Genomic DNA, 19,206 nt, shown 5'->3' with positions numbered 1-19,206 from the left:
TTTCTTTTTTTATTAGACCAAATAAGGTGATTAAATTAGTAATCCGGATAAATCGGCTCCTTCAATGAGAGGCCGGTTACCTAAAAAACTTGGAGAATTTCTTCTTTTCATTAATATTAGATTTTTTAGTTTTTATACTTTTGTCATTGCAAAATTAGATGCTAAATGGAAAGCCATAGATAGAAAAATAGGCAAGTAGAATACAAAAATCGTTCAAGACGAATTATTGGTTGGTTTATGTTGAATTTTTAGTGCATCTTTGGGACTACTTCGTAAGGAACTATATACAGGTTCCAGGCTATTACTTTTAAAATAAAACAGATTCAAATGAAGAACACTCTGCTATTTCTGGGACTGATTATTCTTTTGGTTGCAAAATCGGGAGCACAACCCTATACGATTAAAAGACTGGGGGTAGAAGACGGGCTGTCCAGTAATTACGTGGTGGGGATTACCCAGGATAAACAAGGATGCATGTGGTTTGCCACCGAGGGCGGGCTGAATAAATTCGATGGCAGGCAGTTTACGGTTTATAAAAAATATACCTCGAAGCTGAGTGCCAATGAACTGAACTGTGTGTGTGCCGATCCGCGCGACAATAAAGTGTGGATAGGTACCCAACGTGAAGGCCTGTGTGTGTTCGATTGTGATGCGGATACGTTCACTGTATACAGGGCGGGAGATGGCACTATTGCAACCAATGATATTACCAATATCATCCCTTCCTTCGACAAAAAAGGGTTGTGGATTACCACCTATCATGTAGGTATCCATTATTATGATATCGAAACCGGGAAATTCACTCATTACTATGAACACAATGTGAAAGGACTGGGTGGATTGAAAAACTATATAGCCTGTGATGATGGTCGGGGAAATCTGTATGTCGGGCATGATGGCAAGGGGATGAGTGTCATTTCATTAAAGGATCATACAATAAAAAGGTATCAGCACGTTTCCAATGATCCGGATAGCCTTCCGGGAGGACTTGTCGTTGCCTTGTGTGTAGATGAACAAAGAAATATATGGGTAGGTACGAATAAAGGACTCTCCATCTTTAATCCTGCAACCGAAAAGTTCACCACTTTCAGGCATATTCCGGGCGATGAGAACTCGTTGCTTTCCAATCAGGTGCTGGATATAAAACAGATGAGGGATGGACGGTTGTGGATCTGCACCAATATGGGTGGTGTCAGTATACTCGATATGCAACAGAATGCATTTACTTCACCAACCCATATACATTTTCAGAATATACCTGCTACCAATGATGTGCACGGCCTGTCGGGACCTAATGCCAGATGTGCTTTTCAAGATAGCTTCGGGAATATCTGGCTGGGGAATTACCGGGGAGGAGTCGATTTTATAAGTTATGCACAGCCCATTTTTAATATGTTGCCCTACACAGTGGAAAGAGACGGTAAACAGAGTAGTAAACAAGTTTGGGGATTATTTGCAAAAGATGATAAAGTGTTGGTTGGGGGCGAAGGTGAGTTTGCTGTTTTTCAGAAGAATAAGCTGATAGATACTTTCTTATTGCGTTCTTATCAGACTCAATCCAATACTCATATTAATGTTGTGTATAAAGATTCTCAGGACCGGTTGTGGATGGGGACTTATCTGAACGGTATTCTTCTGTATGATCTGCAAAACAAGAAAATGACCCGTATCGGTAAAACGTCTCACGAGGAAACCCTGAATGTTCATTGTTTCTATGAAGATAAAAACGGGAGTATCTGGGTTGGGACGGAGAGCGGACTTTATATCTATGAAAACGGAAAGCTGGAAGTGGCAGGTTTCATTCAAAGTCAGCTGCCGGATACAAAGATACATGGTATCTTGAGGGATAAAGAAGATAAACTGTGGATAGGAACATTCGGCAAAGGTGTTTCGGTATTCGATCTGAACAATAAGCTTATATATAATTTCGTAGTTGAAAATGGTTTCTGTTCGAATGCCGTCAACCATATGATGCAGGATTCCCGACAAAGGATATTAGTTGCTACGCGTGAGGGAGTGGCACTTTTCCATGATACGGCCAATCCGGAGAAGTACGAAGTCTTTAAAGAACGGAATGGCTTGGAAAACAGTCAGGTGCGTGCTATTACTGAGGATAAGCTTCATCAAATATGGATCAGTACGAATGGTGGAGTCTCCCGGCTGGATGAGGCGAAGAAGGTGTTTTATAATTATAGCCATCACGACGGAGTACCTATGGGTGATTTTATGAATGGATCTACCTGCATGACTTCTGATGGCACCATGTATTTTGGTTCACAGAATGGTGCGTGTTATTTTAATCCCAAGGATATTCCTACTAACCGTGAGGTATCTTCTATTGTCATTACCCGTTTTTGTACGTATCACCGTATGAAAGAGAGTCATGACGAGGAATTGCCGATGCCTATTGCTGATGGGGAGATAAATTTACCGTATAATCAGAATACATTCAAGATATCTTTCAATGTGCTGGACTATACCCAAAGCCCGCAAGTAGAATTTACTTATATGCTGGAGGGGTTAGAAAAAGCCTGGTATAACACGCAAGGAGAGAATCAGGTAACTTTTCGTAATATTTCTCCCGGTACGTATGTCTTTAAAGTAAAGACACGTATTCGCAACCAGGAATGGGATGAGAAAGAGGCTTCGCTGGTGATTCATATACAGCCACCGTTTTGGCTCACATGGTATGCCAAACTGGTTTATGTATTGCTCTTTGTCCTGGCTCTCTATGGATTACTTCATTTCTATAAGCATAAGATAGACTTGGAAAGTTCATTGGATCTGGAACGCAGAAAAAGTCAGAATGACTTGGAACTGAACAATGAAAGGCTGCGTTTCTATACTAATATTACGCACGAGTTGCGTACACCGCTAACGCTGATTCTGGGACCATTGGAAGATCTGTTGAGTGATGGTACCCTATCTCCCAAGCATGCCAATAAGATCAGTATCATCCACGATAGTGCTACCCGCCTGCTGAATCTAATCAATCGTATTCTGGAGTTCCGTAAAACAGAGACTCAAAACCGGAAACTGGCAGTGGCAAGGGGAAATCTGGCACAACTGGTACAGGAAATCGGGCTGCGTTATAAAGAGCTGAATCCCAACAATAAGGTGGCTTACCATATTCATATTGAAACCGAAGATGCCGAGCTGTTCTATGATGCGGATATGGTCACTATCATATTGGATAATCTATTGAGTAATGCCGTCAAATATACTTCGGAAGGAGAGATAACACTGACCTTGCGTTCGGTAGAGGAAATGCAGATAAAATATACGGAAATCAGTGTGAAAGATACCGGGCATGGTATCGAGCCGGAAGCATTACCGCATATCTTCGACCGTTATTATCAGGCTAAAAGTAAGTTTCAGGCATCAGGTTCAGGTATTGGTCTGGCACTGGTGAAAGGACTTACCGATTTGCACGAAGGTATGCTGAAGGTGGAAAGTACACCAGAAGTGGGAACCACATTTATCTTGCGTTTGTTGACGGAGAATACTTATCCTAATGCAATTCATGTGGAGAGCAAGGTGAAAAAACTGCCCATTCCAACGGAGGATATGGGCGGAATGGATCCTGCTTTGGACGGATGTCCCATTGTGCTCGTGGTGGAGGATAACTCTGATATTCGTGAGTATATAAAAAGTTCGTTTGCTGATATTTATGAAGTGATTACTGCCAAAGACGGACAAGAAGGTTGGGAATTGACACAAGCGCGGATTCCGAATGTTATAGTATCGGACATCATGATGCCGATTATGGATGGAGTGGAACTTTGTAAGAAAGTAAAAGAGGATATGCGTACCAGTCATATTCCGGTTATCCTGCTGACGGCCAAGGATTCTTTGCATGACAAGGAGGAAGGCTATGCCTCGGGTGCGGATGCTTATCTGACGAAACCATTCAGTGCAAAACTGCTGCATAGCTGTATCAATAACTTGCTGGAAACACGCAAGAAGATTGCTTCGCAATTATTACTGGCCGATGTAAAGCCTGCTCAGGAACAAGCTGTAAGTTCACTGAACAGGCTGGATAATGAGTTTATGCAGAAAATTACGCAGATCATCGAGGAGAACATAGAGATGGAGAAGATGGATGTGGCTTTCATTGCAGATAAGATGTGTATGAGTCATTCTACCCTATATCGGAAGATTAAAGGTTTGGCAGATATGTCGGCCAATGAGTTTATTCGTAAGGTAAAGATGCGTAAAAGTGTGGAGATGTTGATATCTGGTGAATATACAATTTCAGAGATTTCCTATATGACGGGATTTAGTAGCGTGGCTTATTTCCGGCAATGTTTCAAGAATGAGTATGGGGTTTCACCTTCCGGATATGTAAAGCAGAAACAATAATAATGTATGAAGGCACGGATTCCGCACCTTCATACATTATTTAGATTATTTAGTCTACCAAAGCAAAGTCCAGTTGCTTCTTCTCCAGGTTGGCGCGTGCCACTTTAATCGTAATTGCATCACCCAGACTATACGTGCGGTGCTTGCGGCGTCCACGCAGACAGTAGTTCTTTTCGTCGAACTCATAGTAATCATCATCGAGGTCACGGATAGGTATCATACCTTCACATTTGTTTTCGTTCAACTCTACGTACAGCCCCCACTCCGTTACACCGGAGATTACACCGTCGAATATCTGTCCCAGACGTTCCGTCATAAACTCTACCTGTTTGTACTTCACAGAAGCACGTTCGGCATTGGCTGCAATTTGCTCCATGTTGCTGGAATGGTCGCAGAGATCTTCGTACTTAGTTTCGGAAACACTGCGTCCGCCAGCTAGGTATTTGGTGAGCAGGCGGTGTACCATCATATCCGGGAACCGGCGGATGGGGGAGGTGAAATGCGTATAGTAATCGAATGCCAATCCGTAGTGCCCGATGTTATGCGTGGAATAACGCGCTTTCTGCATGGCACGGATGGATACGGTTTCGATAAGGTTCTCTTCTTTCTTCCCTTGAATATCATCCAGTAAGTGGTTGATGGACTTGGATACATCCGTCTTCGTACCGCTGGTACGTAGCTTGTAACCGAATCGGGCAATGAATTGCGCCAGGTTATCTAGCTTTTCCGGGTCCGGAAGATCGTGGATACGATAAGGGAATACCTTTGCTTTCTTGTTTTTCGGTACGCGACCGATCTTCTCGGCTACGGTACGGTTGGCAAGCAGCATGAACTCTTCTACCAGCTTATTGGCATCTTGGGACACTTTGAAGTAAACGCTGATGGGTTTGCCTTTTGCATCTATCTCGAATTTCACTTCGTAGCGGTCGAAGTTGATGGCTCCGGAGACGAAACGTTTTTGACGTAATGCCTTGGCAATGGTATCCAGCATCAGGATTTCTTCCTTGAAGTCACCTTCTTTAGTCTCAATCACCTGTTGTGCTTCCTCGTAAGTGAAGCGGCGGTCGGACTTGATTACCGTATGTACCACGCGTGAATCCTTCACATCTCCTTTTTCATTGATCTCAAAGATGACCGAGTATGCCAGTTTCTCTTCATCGGGACGCAGGGAACAGATGAAGTTACAGAGGCGTTCGGGAAGCATCGGAATGGTACGGTCTACCAGATAAACAGATGTGGCACGCTTTTCAGCTTCCTTATCGATGATGCTGCCCTCGGTGACGTAGTGGGTGACATCAGCAATGTGCACACCTACTTCCCACAAGCCATCCTTTATTTTACGGATAGAGAGAGCATCGTCGAAGTCCTTGGCATCTTTCGGGTCGATGGTGAAAGTAGTCACATTCCGGAAGTCCTCGCGCTTGGCAATCTCTTCGGCGGAAATCTCGGCTGGGATTCTGTCTGCAGCTTTTTCTACGGAAGAAGGGTAAACGTAAGGTAAACCAAACTCGGCGAGGATAGCGTGCATCTCCGTGGTATTGTCACCTGCTTTACCCAGGATGTCGATGACTTGCCCGATGGGGTTTTTGGCTTTGTCAGGCCATTCCACCACTTTCACGATGGCCTTATCACCTGTTTTCCCGCCTTTCAGCTTCTCTTTCGGGATAAAGATATCGTTGGCAAGTGTACGGTTTTCCGTTACGAGGAAAGCGTATGAACTGCCTACTTCCAATGTACCGACAAAGGTATCGTTGGCACGTTCCAGTATTTCGATAACTTCCCCTTCGGCTTCACGTCCACGACGTTTGGCATAGAAGGAGATGCGTACTTTGTCATTGTTCATAGCGTGTGCCGAGTTACGTTCGGCAACGAATATCGGATCGCCGCCACCTTCAGGAATGAAAGAGTTCTTTCCGTTGCTTTTACGTTGGAAAGTACCCACCATTTCTACGCCGTGGTTGTTCAGCTTATACTTGCTTTTGTCCACTTCAGTGATATAGTCGTCCAACAACAGGTCACTCAGGATATCCCTGCATAACATCTTCAGGGGATGCGTGGTGAGATGAAGTTGTTCAAATATGTATTTCAGAGACAGTACTTCGTCGGGTTTTGAATGGAAAAAATCCATTAGCGCGGCGATGAGTTCTTTTTTCTTCATCCGTTTGCCGGCTTTCTTTTCTTTGTTCTTAGCCATATATTTAAAAGTTTTTAGTTACGAGCTACAGGTTACAAGTATAAAAACTGCTACATAAGCATCGAGCCGCATGGCAATTGTAGCCCGTAGCTTGTAACTTGTAGCTAACTCACGCCTACAAAGTAAACAAATAATTGTTATCACTCGTTCAATCTATCCCCAAAATATTCTTTGTTGGTAGAAAATAACCGGTAAATTGCAGAAACAAACGGATTTATGTACTATATTTGCAACGATTTATAAAAAAACGGCTGGATAATGGAACAAGCGTTGGACAAGCAAAACACTGAACGGGAAAAAGGAATTTACCGGGTGACTGTGATGGGTAGTATTGTAAATTTCCTCTTGCTTGTATTCAAATTCTTTGCCGCTTTCTTCGGTCATAGTGCTGCTATGCTGGCAGATGCGGTTCATTCATTGTCGGACTTTGTCACTGATATTATAGTGATTCTGTTTGTGCGTATATCTGCCAAGCCCGAGGATGAAAGCCACGATTACGGGCACGGAAAGTACGAGACATTGGCTACGGCTATTATCGGTATTCTGTTGCTGTTTGTGGGATTTGGTATTCTTTGGAGCGGTGTATCGTCCATTTATCGTTTCTTGCAGGGAGGTTCTTTGCAGGAACCGGGTATTCTGGCACTGGCAGCAGCGTTGATATCCATTGTTTCAAAGGAAGTTATTTATCGCTATACAGTATTTAAGGGAAAGAAATTGAACTCACAGGCAGTGATTGCCAATGCGTGGCATCACCGGAGTGATGCACTTTCTTCCATTGGCACAGCTATCGGTATTGGTGGCGCAATTTTGTTGGGTCCCCATTGGCGGGTACTCGATCCGATAGCGGCAGTGATAGTAAGCTTCTTTATTATGAAAGTCTCTATCCGGTTGCTCATACCTTGTGTAGATGAACTACTGGAGAAATCGTTGCCTGTCGAGGTGGAAAATCAGATACAGGAGACCATTCTGTCATTTCCCGGTGTCAGTTCACCGCATCATTTGCGTACACGTCGTATTGGGAGTTATTGTGCCATTGAAGTACATGTGCGTATGGATGGCAAGATTCCTTTGGAAGAGGCACACCGGACAGCGACGGAAATAGAGAACAAGCTAAAAGAGATGTTCGGTAGGGGTACACATGTGGGTATTCATGTCGAACCGTTGAAATAGTGATTCCTAATCGCACTAAATACATTTGTTTAACGTAAAGAGTGACAGGTGGAAAGTATATTAATTACAGGAGCCAGCGGATTTATCGGAAGTTTCATCGTGGAAGAAGCGTTGAAGCGGAAGTTTGGTGTGTGGGCGGGAATCCGTTCAAGCAGTAGCCGGAAGTATTTGCGAAACCGCAAAATACATATCCTTGAACTGGACTTTGCACATCCCAATGAACTGCGTGCCCAACTTTCCGGACACAAAGGAACGTATAATAAGTTTGATTATATCATCCATTGTGCCGGGGTAACCAAGTGCACCGATAAACGGGAATTCGACCGGGTGAATTATTTGCAGACGAAATATTTCGTTGATACTCTTCGCGAGCTGAACATGATACCGAAACAGTTTATTTATATCAGTACGCTGAGTGTGTTCGGTCCTGTTCATGAGAAAACTTACCAACCGATTACAGAGGAAGATTCGCCCCTGCCCAACACCGCTTACGGATTGAGCAAACTCAAAGCCGAGCTTTATTTACAAAGTATTCCCGGATTCCCCTATGTTATTTATCGCCCCACAGGAGTATATGGCCCGCGTGAAAAAGATTATTACCTGATGGCTAAGTCTATCAAGCAACATACGGATTTTGCGGTCGGTTTCCGCCGTCAGGATCTGACATTTATTTATGTGAAAGATATTGTGCAGGCTGTGTTCCTTGGTATCGAGAAGCGGGCATGTCGCCGTGCCTATTTCCTGGCAGACGGTCAGGTGTATCGTAGCCGTGCTTTTTCTGACTTGATCCGGAAAGAATTGGGTAATCCGTTTGTAATTCGGGTGATATGTCCGTTAATTGTGTTGAAAGTTGTATCTTTGCTCGCTGAATCCTGGGCAAAGTGGAACAAGATACCAAGTACGCTCAATTCTGATAAGTATAACATAATGAAACAACGCAATTGGCAATGTGACATTACCCCGGCTGTAAAAGAGTTGGGTTTTGCGCCCCAGTATAATCTGGAACAAGGCGTAAAGGAGACCGTTGCCTGGTATAAGAACGAGGGATGGCTTTAGATTTATTTAAAAAGGTAGAAACCCGGAAAGGGTTGTTTGCAGTCGAGAAGATAACACTTATATATAATCTGTTGACTTCTATTTTGATCTTGTTTCTTTTCCAGGAAATGGATCATCCTGTACAGATGTTGATTGATCGTGCTATGATTGCCGGCATGACATTCCTGTTGATGTATCTTTACCGGCTGGCACCCTGTAAGTTCTCTGCTTTTGTGCGTATTGCCATCCAGATGTCTCTGCTTTCATATTGGTACCCCGATACATTTGAGTTTAACCGGATATTCCCGAACCTCGACCATGTTTTTGCTTCGGCCGAACAGTGGCTGTTCAACGGACAACCGGCAGTATGGTTCTGTCTTCGTTTTCCGCAGATGTGGGTGAGTGAGCCGTTTAATATGGGGTATTTCTTCTACTATCCGATGATTCTGATTGTGGTGCTTTGGTACTTTATCTACCGTTTTCAGTATTTCGAAAAGTTATCATTCGTGCTGGTCACTTCGTTCTTTATCTATTATCTGATTTATATCTTTGTTCCGGTGGCAGGCCCGCAATTCTATTTTCCGGCTATCGGAGATGATAATGTGGCGCAAGGGGTGTTCCCTTCCATTGGAGATTACTTCAACCATAATCAGGAGTTGCTGCCCGGACCGGGATACGATCATGGGTTCTTCTACAATTTGGTAGAGGGGTCACAGCAAATTGGTGAGCGTCCTACGGCGGCTTTTCCCAGTTCACATGTGGGTATCTCCACGCTCTTGATGATTATGGCATGGCGTGGCAGTCGCCGGCTGTTTGCATGTCTGTTCCCATTCTATATACTGCTTTGCTGTGCCACGGTGTATATCCAGGCACATTATCTCATCGACTCGATTGTAGGGTTCATCTCAGCCTTCGGTCTGTATGTGGTGGTGACATGGATGTTTAAGAGATGGTTCGCACAGCCAATGTTCAAGTAATATATAAACCTTGTTTTTATATTATTTTGCCTACATCCTACACCAATGAATCTTTTCTGTTGATTATCAGATGTGTATCGTAGACATAAAAGGGCGCAGGCAGGTGTAGGAGATGTGTCTGACTACACCCTGGAGTATGCTTTGAAATGCATATTTTGCTTTGTAATCTTCTTATTACCAGTCTTTAGGGATGCTTTGCGCAAACTTTATCCGATTGTAAATAAATAGCTTCTTTTTGCCAATAAGTTGGGGCATTTAGTGCTTTATTTTTCAAAAAAGCCGTAATATTGTTTATGATATGCGGGTATAAAGGGGAAACTCTTCGTTACTAATCACCATTTGCCCCTTTCTTTTTTCTCTTTTGCTTTAAGGAAAATGCCGTTATGCCACCAGCAAAACTTCGTTTTTCAGTTGGGGGCTGTGTAGCCCGCAATTGCAGGATGAATAGCCCCCAATTGGAAACTATCCGGTTCGCAATTGGAGGACAAAGTTTTGTTATCGGCAAAAGAATAAAAAGAATAAGGTAAAGCATAGTTTTCAGCCGGGCTTGTCTTAGACTTTATGGTTGCATTGGGGTGATAATGAAAGAGGGATTCTGATTGATACGCTCGCTTTATACTAGTCTCAATATGAAACAGGCATAGGGGTACACGGATTTTCACTGAAGATAATGAAGCTCCAGTGTATTTATCCGTATAACTTGTACTTGAAAAATATTATAATGCAGAGAATAAAGAACTTTCGATGTCGTCGAATATACGAAACAACTCTTCTTTCGTTTCTGCCCGTAGCATGGCGATGCGTGTATCCCGGAAATTGGGTATTCCCTTAAACAATGGACTTGCTGCCAGATGGCGGCGTACATGCAGAATCCCTCTTCGTTCATCCAACAGATTGACGCTGTCTATTACTTCCTGACGCAATACACCTAATTTCCATTCTGCACTCAGCGGAGGCAATTCCTCTCCTGTTTCCAGATAATGCCTTACTTCCTTGAATATCCATGGACGGCCGAAGCTGGCACGACCTATCATGATTGCGTCTACTCCGTAAAGCTCAAAACATTCTTTTGCCCTTTGAGGGGTAGTGACATCTCCGTTACCGATAATGGGAATGTGCATCCGCGGGTTCTTCTTCACCTCACCGATAAGTGTCCAGTCCGCTTCACCGGTATACATTTGTGCACGGGTACGCCCATGAATGGTGAGGGCAGCAATACCGCAATCCTGTAACTGCTCGGCAAGATCTACGATGATTTTATTGTTGGCATCCCAGCCTAAACGGGTTTTTACGGTGACGGGTATCTTTACGGCATCCACTACGGCACGGGTAATTTCAAGCATCTTGGGAATATTCTGCAACATACCTGCACCTGCACCCTTGCCTGCTACACGCTTTACGGGACAGCCAAAGTTAATATCAAGAATATCCGGTCGTGCTTCTTCCACAATACGTGCGGCCTCTACCATGGTCTCTGTGTCTTTACCGTATATCTGTATGGCTACAGGGCGTTCTTCGTCACTGATATTCAGTTTCTGCTCGGTTTTGCTGACGGAACGTATCAGGGCATCTGCCGATACAAATTCGGTGTACACCATATTGGCGCCAAACTTCTTGCACATCAGTCGGAATGCGGGGTCGGTGACGTCCTCCATCGGAGCTAAAAATATGGGGCATTCGCCCAGATCTATGTGGCCTATCTTCATGGATGAATTGAACTAAATGATTATTTCGCTGCAAAAATACGGAAAAAAGCCTACCTTTGTATCATTCATTTATTTAACTAATATAGAATTATGAGAAAAGGTTTGGTTTTAGTAGTGATGTGTGTAGCCATGCTGTTTGCTGCTGCATCTTCTGTTTCTGCACAGGCTCCAAATGACGAGTACAAGGCTACATTGGAAAAAATGCTTGAATTATCCGGTTCTATGGCATCTGCAAAGGCTATGGTACCGCAGATGATAGCTATGTTGAAACAACAGTCGCCTTCGGCTTCAACCGCTTTTTGGGATGGTTTCCAGAAAAAGTGGGAAACAAAATTCGGAAGTAAGCTGGCGGAACTTTATGCTCCTGTTTATCAGAAGTATCTCACACTGGATGATTTGAAGAAAATCGTTGCTTTTTATGAAACACCCGTCGGAAAGAAGTTGGGCGCATCTACGCCTGCTATGATGACCGAAGGTATGCAGATCGGACAACAGTTGGGCATGGAGATTGCCACTGAACTCCAGAAAGACCTGGATGCGCAGGGAAACAAATGAGTAAGTTACAAGCTACGAGCTACCGGCTACGAGTCCTTTCGGAACATAGCGCAGCCACTTGTAGCTTGTAGCCGGTAACTCGTAGCTTATAAATATATGATTTATGGATTTAAAAGATTTTGAAATCATGGCTCCCGTCGGCTCGCGCGAATCACTTGCAGCAGCTATCCAGGCGGGTGCTGATTCTATCTATTTCGGCATTGAGAATCTGAATATGCGCGCCCGTTCGGCGAATACTTTCACCGTTGACGATCTGAAGGAAATAGCGCAGACGTGTGATGAGCACGGAATGAAAAGTTATCTCACCGTCAATACCATTATTTATGACCAGGACTTGACGCTGATGCGCACTATTGTAGATGCCGCAAAAGCTGCCGGTATCTCTGCAGTGATTGCTGCGGATGTGGCTGTGATGAGTTATGCACGGCAGATAGGTCAGGAAGTACACCTTTCCACGCAATTGAATATTTCGAATGTGGAAGCACTGCGCTTTTATGCACAGTTTGCTGATGTAGTGGTGTTGGCACGCGAATTGAATCTGGAGCAGGTAGCCGAGATTTACCGTCATATCTGCGAAGAGAACATCTGCGGCCCCAACGGGAAACCTATCCGTATCGAGATGTTCTGCCACGGTGCGCTTTGCATGGCAGTGTCCGGAAAATGTTATCTTTCACTTCACGAGATGAATCACTCGGCTAACCGAGGTGCCTGTATGCAAGTGTGCCGCCGCTCTTACACGGTACGTGATAAAGAGACGGATGTGGAACTGGAAGTGGACAATCAGTATATCATGTCTCCCAAAGACCTGAAAACCATTCATTTTATGAATAAGATGCTGGATGCAGGCGTACGGGTATTCAAAATAGAAGGGCGTGCCCGTGGACCGGAGTATGTCCGTACGGTAGTGGAATGCTATAAAGAGGCTATCCGTTCTTATCTGGACGGTACGTTTACCGATGAAAAGATTGCCGCATGGGATGAATGCCTGAAAACAGTATTCAACCGTGGTTTCTGGGATGGTTACTATTTGGGCCAACGCCTTGGTGAATGGACAAAGAACTACGGTTCTGCAGCCACGGAACGGAAAATATATGTAGGCAAGGGCGTCAGGTATTTCTCTAATATCGGTGTGGCAGAATTCTTGGTAGAAGCTGCGGAGTTGAATGTAGGTGATAAGTTACTGATTACGGGACCCACTACAGGTGCGGTATTTACTACGCTCGATGAGGCCCGCGTTGATCTGAAACCTGTGCAAACGGTGAAGAAAGGACAGCATTTTTCGATGAAAGCGGACAAAATACGTCCCAGTGACAAACTTTACAAGTTGGTTTCTACGGAAGAATTAAAGAAATTCAAAGGACTGGACATTGAAAAAACTCGCGGATGATACACTTATGATACACTATTAGCGTTTATGCCGTTTTTAGGGATAAAGTGTATCATAAGTGTATCACAAGTGTTTCATTAATGTATCGCAAGTGTCTCATAAATGTATCGCAAGTGTCTCGTAAGTGTATCACATGTGTCTCATCTTGGGGTTAAAGAGTATAGTATGGAAAAATATATCTATGAGTTGGAAATGAAGGTGCGGGATTACGAATGTGACCTGCAAGGTATTGTGAATAATGCGAATTACCAGCATTATCTGGAACATACACGCCATGAATTCCTGTTGTCAACAGGCGTAAGTTTTGCCAAGTTGCATGAACAGGGAGTAGACCCGGTAGTGGCACGCATCAATATGGCATTTAAAACTCCACTAAAGAGTGGTGATGAGTTCATTTCCAAGCTTTACATGAAAAAGGAAGGTATCAAGTATGTTTTCTATCAGGATATCTTCCGGAAAAGTGACGATAAAGTGGCGATTAAAGCGGTGGTTGAAACGGTCTGTGTGGTGAACGGACGTTTGAGCGACAGTGAACTGTTTGATAAAATCTTCGAGCCTTATCTTACTGCTAATCACTAAGCATTCACTACTAATCACTCATTTCCATGAACAACGATGAACGTATTTGCAGTATAGCACTTACACTTTGCCCCGGTATAGGACATATCGGGGCAAAGCGTTTAATAGACGGTATGGGTAGTGCTGTCGAAGTTTTCCGTCAGCGTAAAGAATTGCCCGAACTCCTTCCCGGTATAAGTCCCGCTGTGATTGCTGCACTTGATAACCCCGCTGCTTTTCTACGTGCCGAACATGAGATGGAATTTGTGGAGAAGAACCGCCTGATTTGTCTTACATTGAAAGACGAATCTTATCCTTCACGCCTGCGTGAGTGTGAAGATGCTCCGGCAGTTCTATTCTTCAAGGGTAATACTGATTTCAACCGTCTTCGCGTTATTGATATGGTAGGCACCCGTAATGCTACGGAATATGGCAAACAGTTTTGTGCAGACTTTCTTCGTGATTTGTCTGCTTCCTGTCCCGATGTCCTGGTTGTGAGTGGCCTGGCTTATGGCATTGATATTCATTCCCATCGTGCAGCATTGGCTAACCATCTTTCCACAGTGGCGGTTCTGGCCCATGGGCTGGACCGTATATATCCTTATGTCCATCGTAAAACAGCTATTGATATGTTAGAAAATGGTGGACTACTCACTGAATTCCTTACCGAAACCAATCCCGACCGTCACAATTTTGTAAGCCGCAATCGTATTGTAGCAGGTATGAGCGATGCTACCATTGTGGTAGAATCAGCCGATAAAGGAGGTTCTCTTATTACAGCGGACCTTGCCGTAGGCTATCACCGTGATTGTTTTGCTGTTCCGGGACGTACTTCAGACGCATCTTCAAGAGGGTGCAATCTGCTGATACGTGATAATAAAGCCGCTCTCATTCAGTCTGCTGAAGATTTTATAGAAGCTATGGGGTGGAATCCTGCCGGAGAACCCGTTAAGCCGGAAGGCATTCAACGTGATCTTTTTCCTGAATTGAGTAAAGACGAGGAATGTATTGTAGGTATTCTTACCCGTCAGGGAGATCTACACGTCAATGCACTGGTAGTAGAAGCGGATATTCCTGTGAACCGTATGACTGGTTTGCTTTTCGAGTTGGAGATGAAAGGGGTGGTTCGTGCAATGGTGGGAGGAGTATATCATTTATTAATGTGAGTCGTCTGTAGAACGATATTTTTTCATATCTTTGCTTGCGTTACCATGTCATAATGCTATGAAATACCTTATTTTATGTCTGTTCCTATTATGTGGAGAATTGCTTGTATGTGCACAGCATATGCTTTCCAGACAGTTTCCTTTCTTCTATCAATTGTCTTCCAATGAAATCTTTGATATTTATCAGGACCGCACAGGTTATCTTTGGATTGGTACTACGAATGGTCTGGCACGATATGACGGTTATGGATTACAGACTTTCCGTTCCGACTATAAAAACCTGAACTTATTAAGTGACAATTCTATCGTATGCATAACCGATAATGATGTATATGTATGGATTGCGACGAGAAAAGGTGTTAACCTCTATAATAAACAGACTTGCCAGGTCATACCATTCCCTGATGAAAGACTCCGGAATAGGGTAATAGACTATATAGTAATTGATAAAAACGAAATCTCCTGGATAGCCTCCGGAGGAAAAATCTATAAGTGTGACTCCACTGCTCATGTTATACGCGAATATGAACTTTCTTCTGAATCGGGTAAAAGCCCTACTGTAAATTCTATATATGTAGATTCTGGAGGATCGGTATGGGTACTTTCCTATGCAGGTTTGTTCAAATATGATCTGCATACTGACTCTTTCGTAGGCTATCCGCAACTTGAAAAAGGGAACTCATTTTTTACTATGTTCCAGGATAGCTCGGGAAACTATTGGATAGGCACATGGGGAGAAGGATTGTGGCAGTTTTTCCCGGATAAGGCAGGAGAAGAATGTTATAAGCGACACCATGTACTGAATCCCCGAAGCGGTGAGACTGAACCTATCTTTTTCAGTATGACCCAGGATGATACTTTCGGTTATCTTTGGCTGTTATCTTATGGAGGGCTCTATGCGTTAGAATATACAGGCGAAGGGACATTGAAGCAGGTCGATATACACGATCTGGTAGATACACAGATGATGTACACCAGAATACGAAAAGACAGAGAAGGTAATTTGTGGTTGGCTTCTTATGATATGGCTTATACCATTTTCTTTGATAATTCGAATATAGATAATTATCCTTTGCGTCAGTTTAAGGAACAAACAGGATGGGATGCCAATCTACTTAATCTTTGCTTGGATGGAGATAATGTTTTATGGATGAGCCAAGACAGATATGGACTTTGCCTGTACGATTTGTCCCGGGATGCCTTTGCAGATATCAGTAAGACGGGGAATTTGGGAGAGGCAGATATTCTGATAAAATCCTGTTCTAAATCCGGAGTGTGGGCCAGTATCCGTGGTGTTACCCGCTTGATACGGCTTACCAACCAGAATCTCAGAGTACAGGTGGCAGAAGATGTTGACCTGTCAGAATTGATAAAGAAACAAGAAATGATAAAGGGGCTGGTGGAAGATGGTGACGGTAATCTGTGGATAACTACGTGGAATAATATATATGTAAAGTGTCCTGATGTTCGGAACTTGATAAACCAGGATGCCGCTCTTCCGCTAATGTCTTCTTTGGCTTGTGATATGCAGGGAAGAATCTGGGGGATATCAGCAGATAAACAGGTCTATCGGCTGCATTATGCTGATAATAAAATCAGTTATGAACAGAAGGGAAACCTTATGCTTTATTTCTACGAGAAAGAAGAGGTAAAGAATATATGTGTAGATGAAGAAGGCTGTTTGTGGGTAATCTCCTCTTTGGGAAAGATTTTCAAGTCTGATAAAGATAAACAGACATTAGCAAATATGTGTTTGGATGATGTCATTGATGACTGTTCCGTACTCGGGTTATTATCGAATAAAGGAAACGTCTGGATTATTACGAATAAAAAAATACTTTGTTATGATATTCGTCGGAAGATTTATACAGGTTACACTACTTCGGATGACAATATGCTGGTAGATGTTTTCAGGTACAGGGCCTTTAGTGGAGACAGTCAGGGGGGATTGTATGCCGGTGGACACCGTGGGGTTACACATATACGTTCTGTTGGTACTTCGCAGGAGAGTAAAGCTTATTCCAATCCAGTTATCACGGATGTCAAGGTAGGGGATAAAAGTATTTTCTTCCCTTATACTTCGGAGGAGAATACAGTGGAAAATATATCTCTCGATCCGAACGACCGGAATATAGAGATATTTTTTTCTCCTCTTCAATATTCACTCAATGCCAGGTGCCGGGCTGCTTATAAACTGGAAGGGGTTGACAAAGACTGGATTGTTTTGAATCATGATAAATATTCGGCTTTTTACAATCAGTTGAAAAGAGGGACCTATAAGTTTAGGTTGAAACTGGAATATGAACAGGGCAAATGGACTGAAGACAGTGTATTGCTGATTCTTGAGAAGAAACCGGCTTTTTATGAGACTTGGTTTGCATATTTTGTTTATGCTCTCTTAATCGGGCTCTGCTTCTATACTGTAATCCGGCTCTACATGCGCCGCATCAGGTTGAAGAGTGAAGTCAAGCTGCAAGAAGAACTAACGCGTACGAAACTTACTTATTTCACTAATGTTTCCCATGAATTATTGACGCCTCTCACCGTTATATCCTGTATATCTGATTATTTAGACCAGAAAGCACCGAATATGGAGCAACAAGCCGTAATGTTGAGAGCCAATGTAGATAAGTTGAAACGGCTGATACAGCAGGTGCTCGATTTCAGGAAAATGGATGTGGGGAAGTTGAAGTTGAATGTTTCTGAAGGAGAGATTAATGAGTTCATCTTGAATATCTGTCGGATAAACTTCCTTCCTCTTGCCCTAAAGAAGAATATCACATTGGAAACTCGCATTCGGGCAGAAGAAGAATTTGGATATCTGGACTTTGACAAGTTGGATAAGATATTGCATAACCTGTTGTCCAACGCTATTAAGTATACCCCGGAGAATAAACGGATTATCGTCGAGGCACGGACTGAAGTTTGTGAAGAAAATCATAGAATGTTGTTGTTGAAGGTGGAAGATGAGGGTATCGGGATTCCTGCCAAAGAGATAGAGCATGTCTTCACCCGCTTCTATAGTAGCCGTAAAAACAGGGGAATTGAATCAAATGGTATCGGGCTTTCTTTGACGAAAGACCTGGTGAATCTTCACCACGGTACTATCATGGTAGAAAGTGTTCAAGGACAAGGCACGTGTTTCACGGTAAAGTTGCCTATTGATAAGGAGAGCTACGCAGCGGATGAACTGGTGGATGAAACGATGGTCTCATCATCTGCTCCGGACGAACAGTACTCCGAAGATTGTGCCGTTTTGTCCGATGACACGGACAAGCTCACACTGTTGCTTATTGACGATAATACCGAACTGCTCTTTATGATGAAGGAGATATTTAAGGAACGGTTCACCGTGTTGACGGCTGTAGATGGGAAGAATGCCTGGGAAAAGCTGAATAACAATGAGGTAGACGTCATCCTGTGCGATGTCATGCTGCCCGACGTGAACGGTTGGGAGCTTTGCACACGTATCAAGGGGGATATGCGTTTTAATCATATTCCTGTCATCATACTTACAGCGAAGAATGGTATCGACGACCGGGTGGCAAGCTATGAGGCCGGTGCGGACGGATATATTGCCAAGCCTTTTGAATTGAAGATACTCTTTGCCCGCGTGGATAACCTGATACGGTCTTCAAAGATGCGTCAGGCCGCTTTTCGTAAAGAAGAAAATATCAATCTGGAAGGACTTGCCTATCCATCGGCGGATAAACAGTTTCTGCAATCTATTATCGATAGCATAGAACAACATCTTGAAGAGTCGGAGTTCGATCTTGAACATCTTTCTACAGAAATGAATATGTCCAAATCTACCCTGTACCGCAAAATAAAGTCCATGACCGGAATGACGCCTTTAGATTTCGTGCGGAATGTCAAGATGAAACGTGCCTGTATGATGCTTCTTGCCCGGACACTAAATATTTCGGAGATTGCCTATGCCATAGGTTTCAGTAGTCCTAAATATTTTACTAAATGTTTCAAGGAAGAGTTTGGTGTTACGCCGACAGAATATTTGCAGAGGCAGGGAGAGACGAATTCCTAAGCGGAGCTATTTTACTATTATGCCTCTTCTTTAGGGTATAAAATCCTTTCATCA

General features: G+C 43.4%; 11 protein-coding genes. 9 read left to right on the top strand and 2 right to left on the bottom strand.

What is annotated here, in order from left to right:
• Positions 1-327: 327 nt before the first annotated feature.
• The gene (locus BACINT_RS04520; RefSeq protein WP_007660937.1) at positions 328-4,362 is read left to right on the top strand and encodes a hybrid sensor histidine kinase/response regulator transcription factor; all 4,035 of its coding nucleotides are present in this window, start codon (positions 328-330) and stop codon (positions 4,360-4,362) included.
• Between the two features lie 49 nt (positions 4,363-4,411).
• Here the strand turns inward: BACINT_RS04520 and rnr are convergent, their stop codons facing one another.
• The gene (rnr, locus tag BACINT_RS04515) at positions 4,412-6,556 is read right to left on the bottom strand and encodes a ribonuclease R (protein WP_007660935.1); all 2,145 of its coding nucleotides are present in this window, start codon (positions 6,554-6,556) and stop codon (positions 4,412-4,414) included.
• Positions 6,557-6,814: 258 nt separating this feature from the next.
• Here rnr and BACINT_RS04510 point away from each other — a divergent pair, with 258 nt between their 5' ends.
• Genes BACINT_RS04510 through BACINT_RS04500 form a run of 3 tightly spaced genes read left to right on the top strand, consistent with a single transcriptional unit; the run spans position 6,815 to position 9,738 of the window.
• The gene (locus BACINT_RS04510) at positions 6,815-7,726 is read left to right on the top strand and encodes a cation diffusion facilitator family transporter (protein ID WP_007660929.1); all 912 of its coding nucleotides are present in this window, start codon (positions 6,815-6,817) and stop codon (positions 7,724-7,726) included.
• A gap of 48 nt (positions 7,727-7,774) precedes the next feature.
• Complete coding sequence (locus BACINT_RS04505) at positions 7,775-8,782, top strand: NAD-dependent epimerase/dehydratase family protein (protein WP_007660928.1); 1,008 nt, start codon at positions 7,775-7,777, stop codon at positions 8,780-8,782.
• Positions 8,773-9,738: a phosphatase PAP2 family protein gene (locus BACINT_RS04500; RefSeq protein WP_007660927.1), complete on the top strand. Its 966-nt coding sequence runs from the start codon at positions 8,773-8,775 to the stop codon at positions 9,736-9,738. Before BACINT_RS04505 ends, BACINT_RS04500 begins: the two co-directional genes overlap by 10 nt.
• A gap of 716 nt (positions 9,739-10,454) precedes the next feature.
• On the opposite strand, the gene dusB is transcribed toward BACINT_RS04500, so the two are convergent.
• On the bottom strand, positions 10,455-11,444 hold the full coding sequence (dusB, locus tag BACINT_RS04490) for a tRNA dihydrouridine synthase DusB (protein ID WP_007660925.1): 990 nt from the start codon (positions 11,442-11,444) through the stop codon (positions 10,455-10,457).
• Positions 11,445-11,534: 90 nt separating this feature from the next.
• Between dusB and BACINT_RS04485 the strand changes: the two genes are divergently transcribed.
• The 5 genes from BACINT_RS04485 (at position 11,535) to BACINT_RS04465 (ending at position 19,152) form a co-directional block, all read left to right on the top strand.
• Positions 11,535-11,999, top strand: coding sequence for a DUF2059 domain-containing protein (locus tag BACINT_RS04485; protein ID WP_007660924.1), 465 nt, complete (start codon positions 11,535-11,537; stop codon positions 11,997-11,999).
• Between the two features lie 103 nt (positions 12,000-12,102).
• The gene (locus BACINT_RS04480; RefSeq protein ID WP_007660923.1) at positions 12,103-13,386 is read left to right on the top strand and encodes a peptidase U32 family protein; all 1,284 of its coding nucleotides are present in this window, start codon (positions 12,103-12,105) and stop codon (positions 13,384-13,386) included.
• Between the two features lie 165 nt (positions 13,387-13,551).
• Complete coding sequence (locus BACINT_RS04475) at positions 13,552-13,965, top strand: acyl-CoA thioesterase (RefSeq protein WP_007660921.1); 414 nt, start codon at positions 13,552-13,554, stop codon at positions 13,963-13,965.
• Positions 13,966-13,991: 26 nt separating this feature from the next.
• Positions 13,992-15,110, top strand: coding sequence for a DNA-processing protein DprA (dprA, locus tag BACINT_RS04470; protein ID WP_007660919.1), 1,119 nt, complete (start codon positions 13,992-13,994; stop codon positions 15,108-15,110).
• Between the two features lie 58 nt (positions 15,111-15,168).
• A complete protein-coding gene (locus BACINT_RS04465; protein WP_044154773.1) occupies positions 15,169-19,152 on the top strand; it encodes a hybrid sensor histidine kinase/response regulator transcription factor in 3,984 nt (1,327 codons plus the stop codon).
• The last annotated feature ends 54 nt before the right edge of the window (positions 19,153-19,206 follow it).

The organism is Bacteroides intestinalis DSM 17393, assembly GCF_000172175.1.
GTDB lineage: Bacteria > Bacteroidota > Bacteroidia > Bacteroidales > Bacteroidaceae > Bacteroides > Bacteroides intestinalis.
This window is presented reverse-complemented; position numbering and strand designations above follow the sequence as displayed.

Excerpts from the sequence above, each read along its gene's own strand:
- rnr (WP_007660935.1), bottom strand. The coding sequence starts at position 6,556 with ATGGCTAAGAACAAAGAAAAGAAAGCCGGCAAACGGATGAAGAAAAAA.
- BACINT_RS04520 (WP_007660937.1), top strand. The coding sequence starts at position 328 with ATGAAGAACACTCTGCTATTTCTGGGACTGATTATTCTTTTGGTTGCA.
- BACINT_RS04500 (WP_007660927.1), top strand. The coding sequence starts at position 8,773 with ATGGCTTTAGATTTATTTAAAAAGGTAGAAACCCGGAAAGGGTTGTTT.
- BACINT_RS04475 (WP_007660921.1), top strand. The coding sequence starts at position 13,552 with ATGGAAAAATATATCTATGAGTTGGAAATGAAGGTGCGGGATTACGAA.
- BACINT_RS04485 (WP_007660924.1), top strand. The coding sequence starts at position 11,535 with ATGAGAAAAGGTTTGGTTTTAGTAGTGATGTGTGTAGCCATGCTGTTT.
- BACINT_RS04465 (WP_044154773.1), top strand. The coding sequence starts at position 15,169 with ATGAAATACCTTATTTTATGTCTGTTCCTATTATGTGGAGAATTGCTT.
- dprA (WP_007660919.1), top strand. The coding sequence starts at position 13,992 with ATGAACAACGATGAACGTATTTGCAGTATAGCACTTACACTTTGCCCC.
- BACINT_RS04480 (WP_007660923.1), top strand. The coding sequence starts at position 12,103 with ATGGATTTAAAAGATTTTGAAATCATGGCTCCCGTCGGCTCGCGCGAA.
- dusB (WP_007660925.1), bottom strand. The coding sequence starts at position 11,444 with ATGAAGATAGGCCACATAGATCTGGGCGAATGCCCCATATTTTTAGCT.
- BACINT_RS04510 (WP_007660929.1), top strand. The coding sequence starts at position 6,815 with ATGGAACAAGCGTTGGACAAGCAAAACACTGAACGGGAAAAAGGAATT.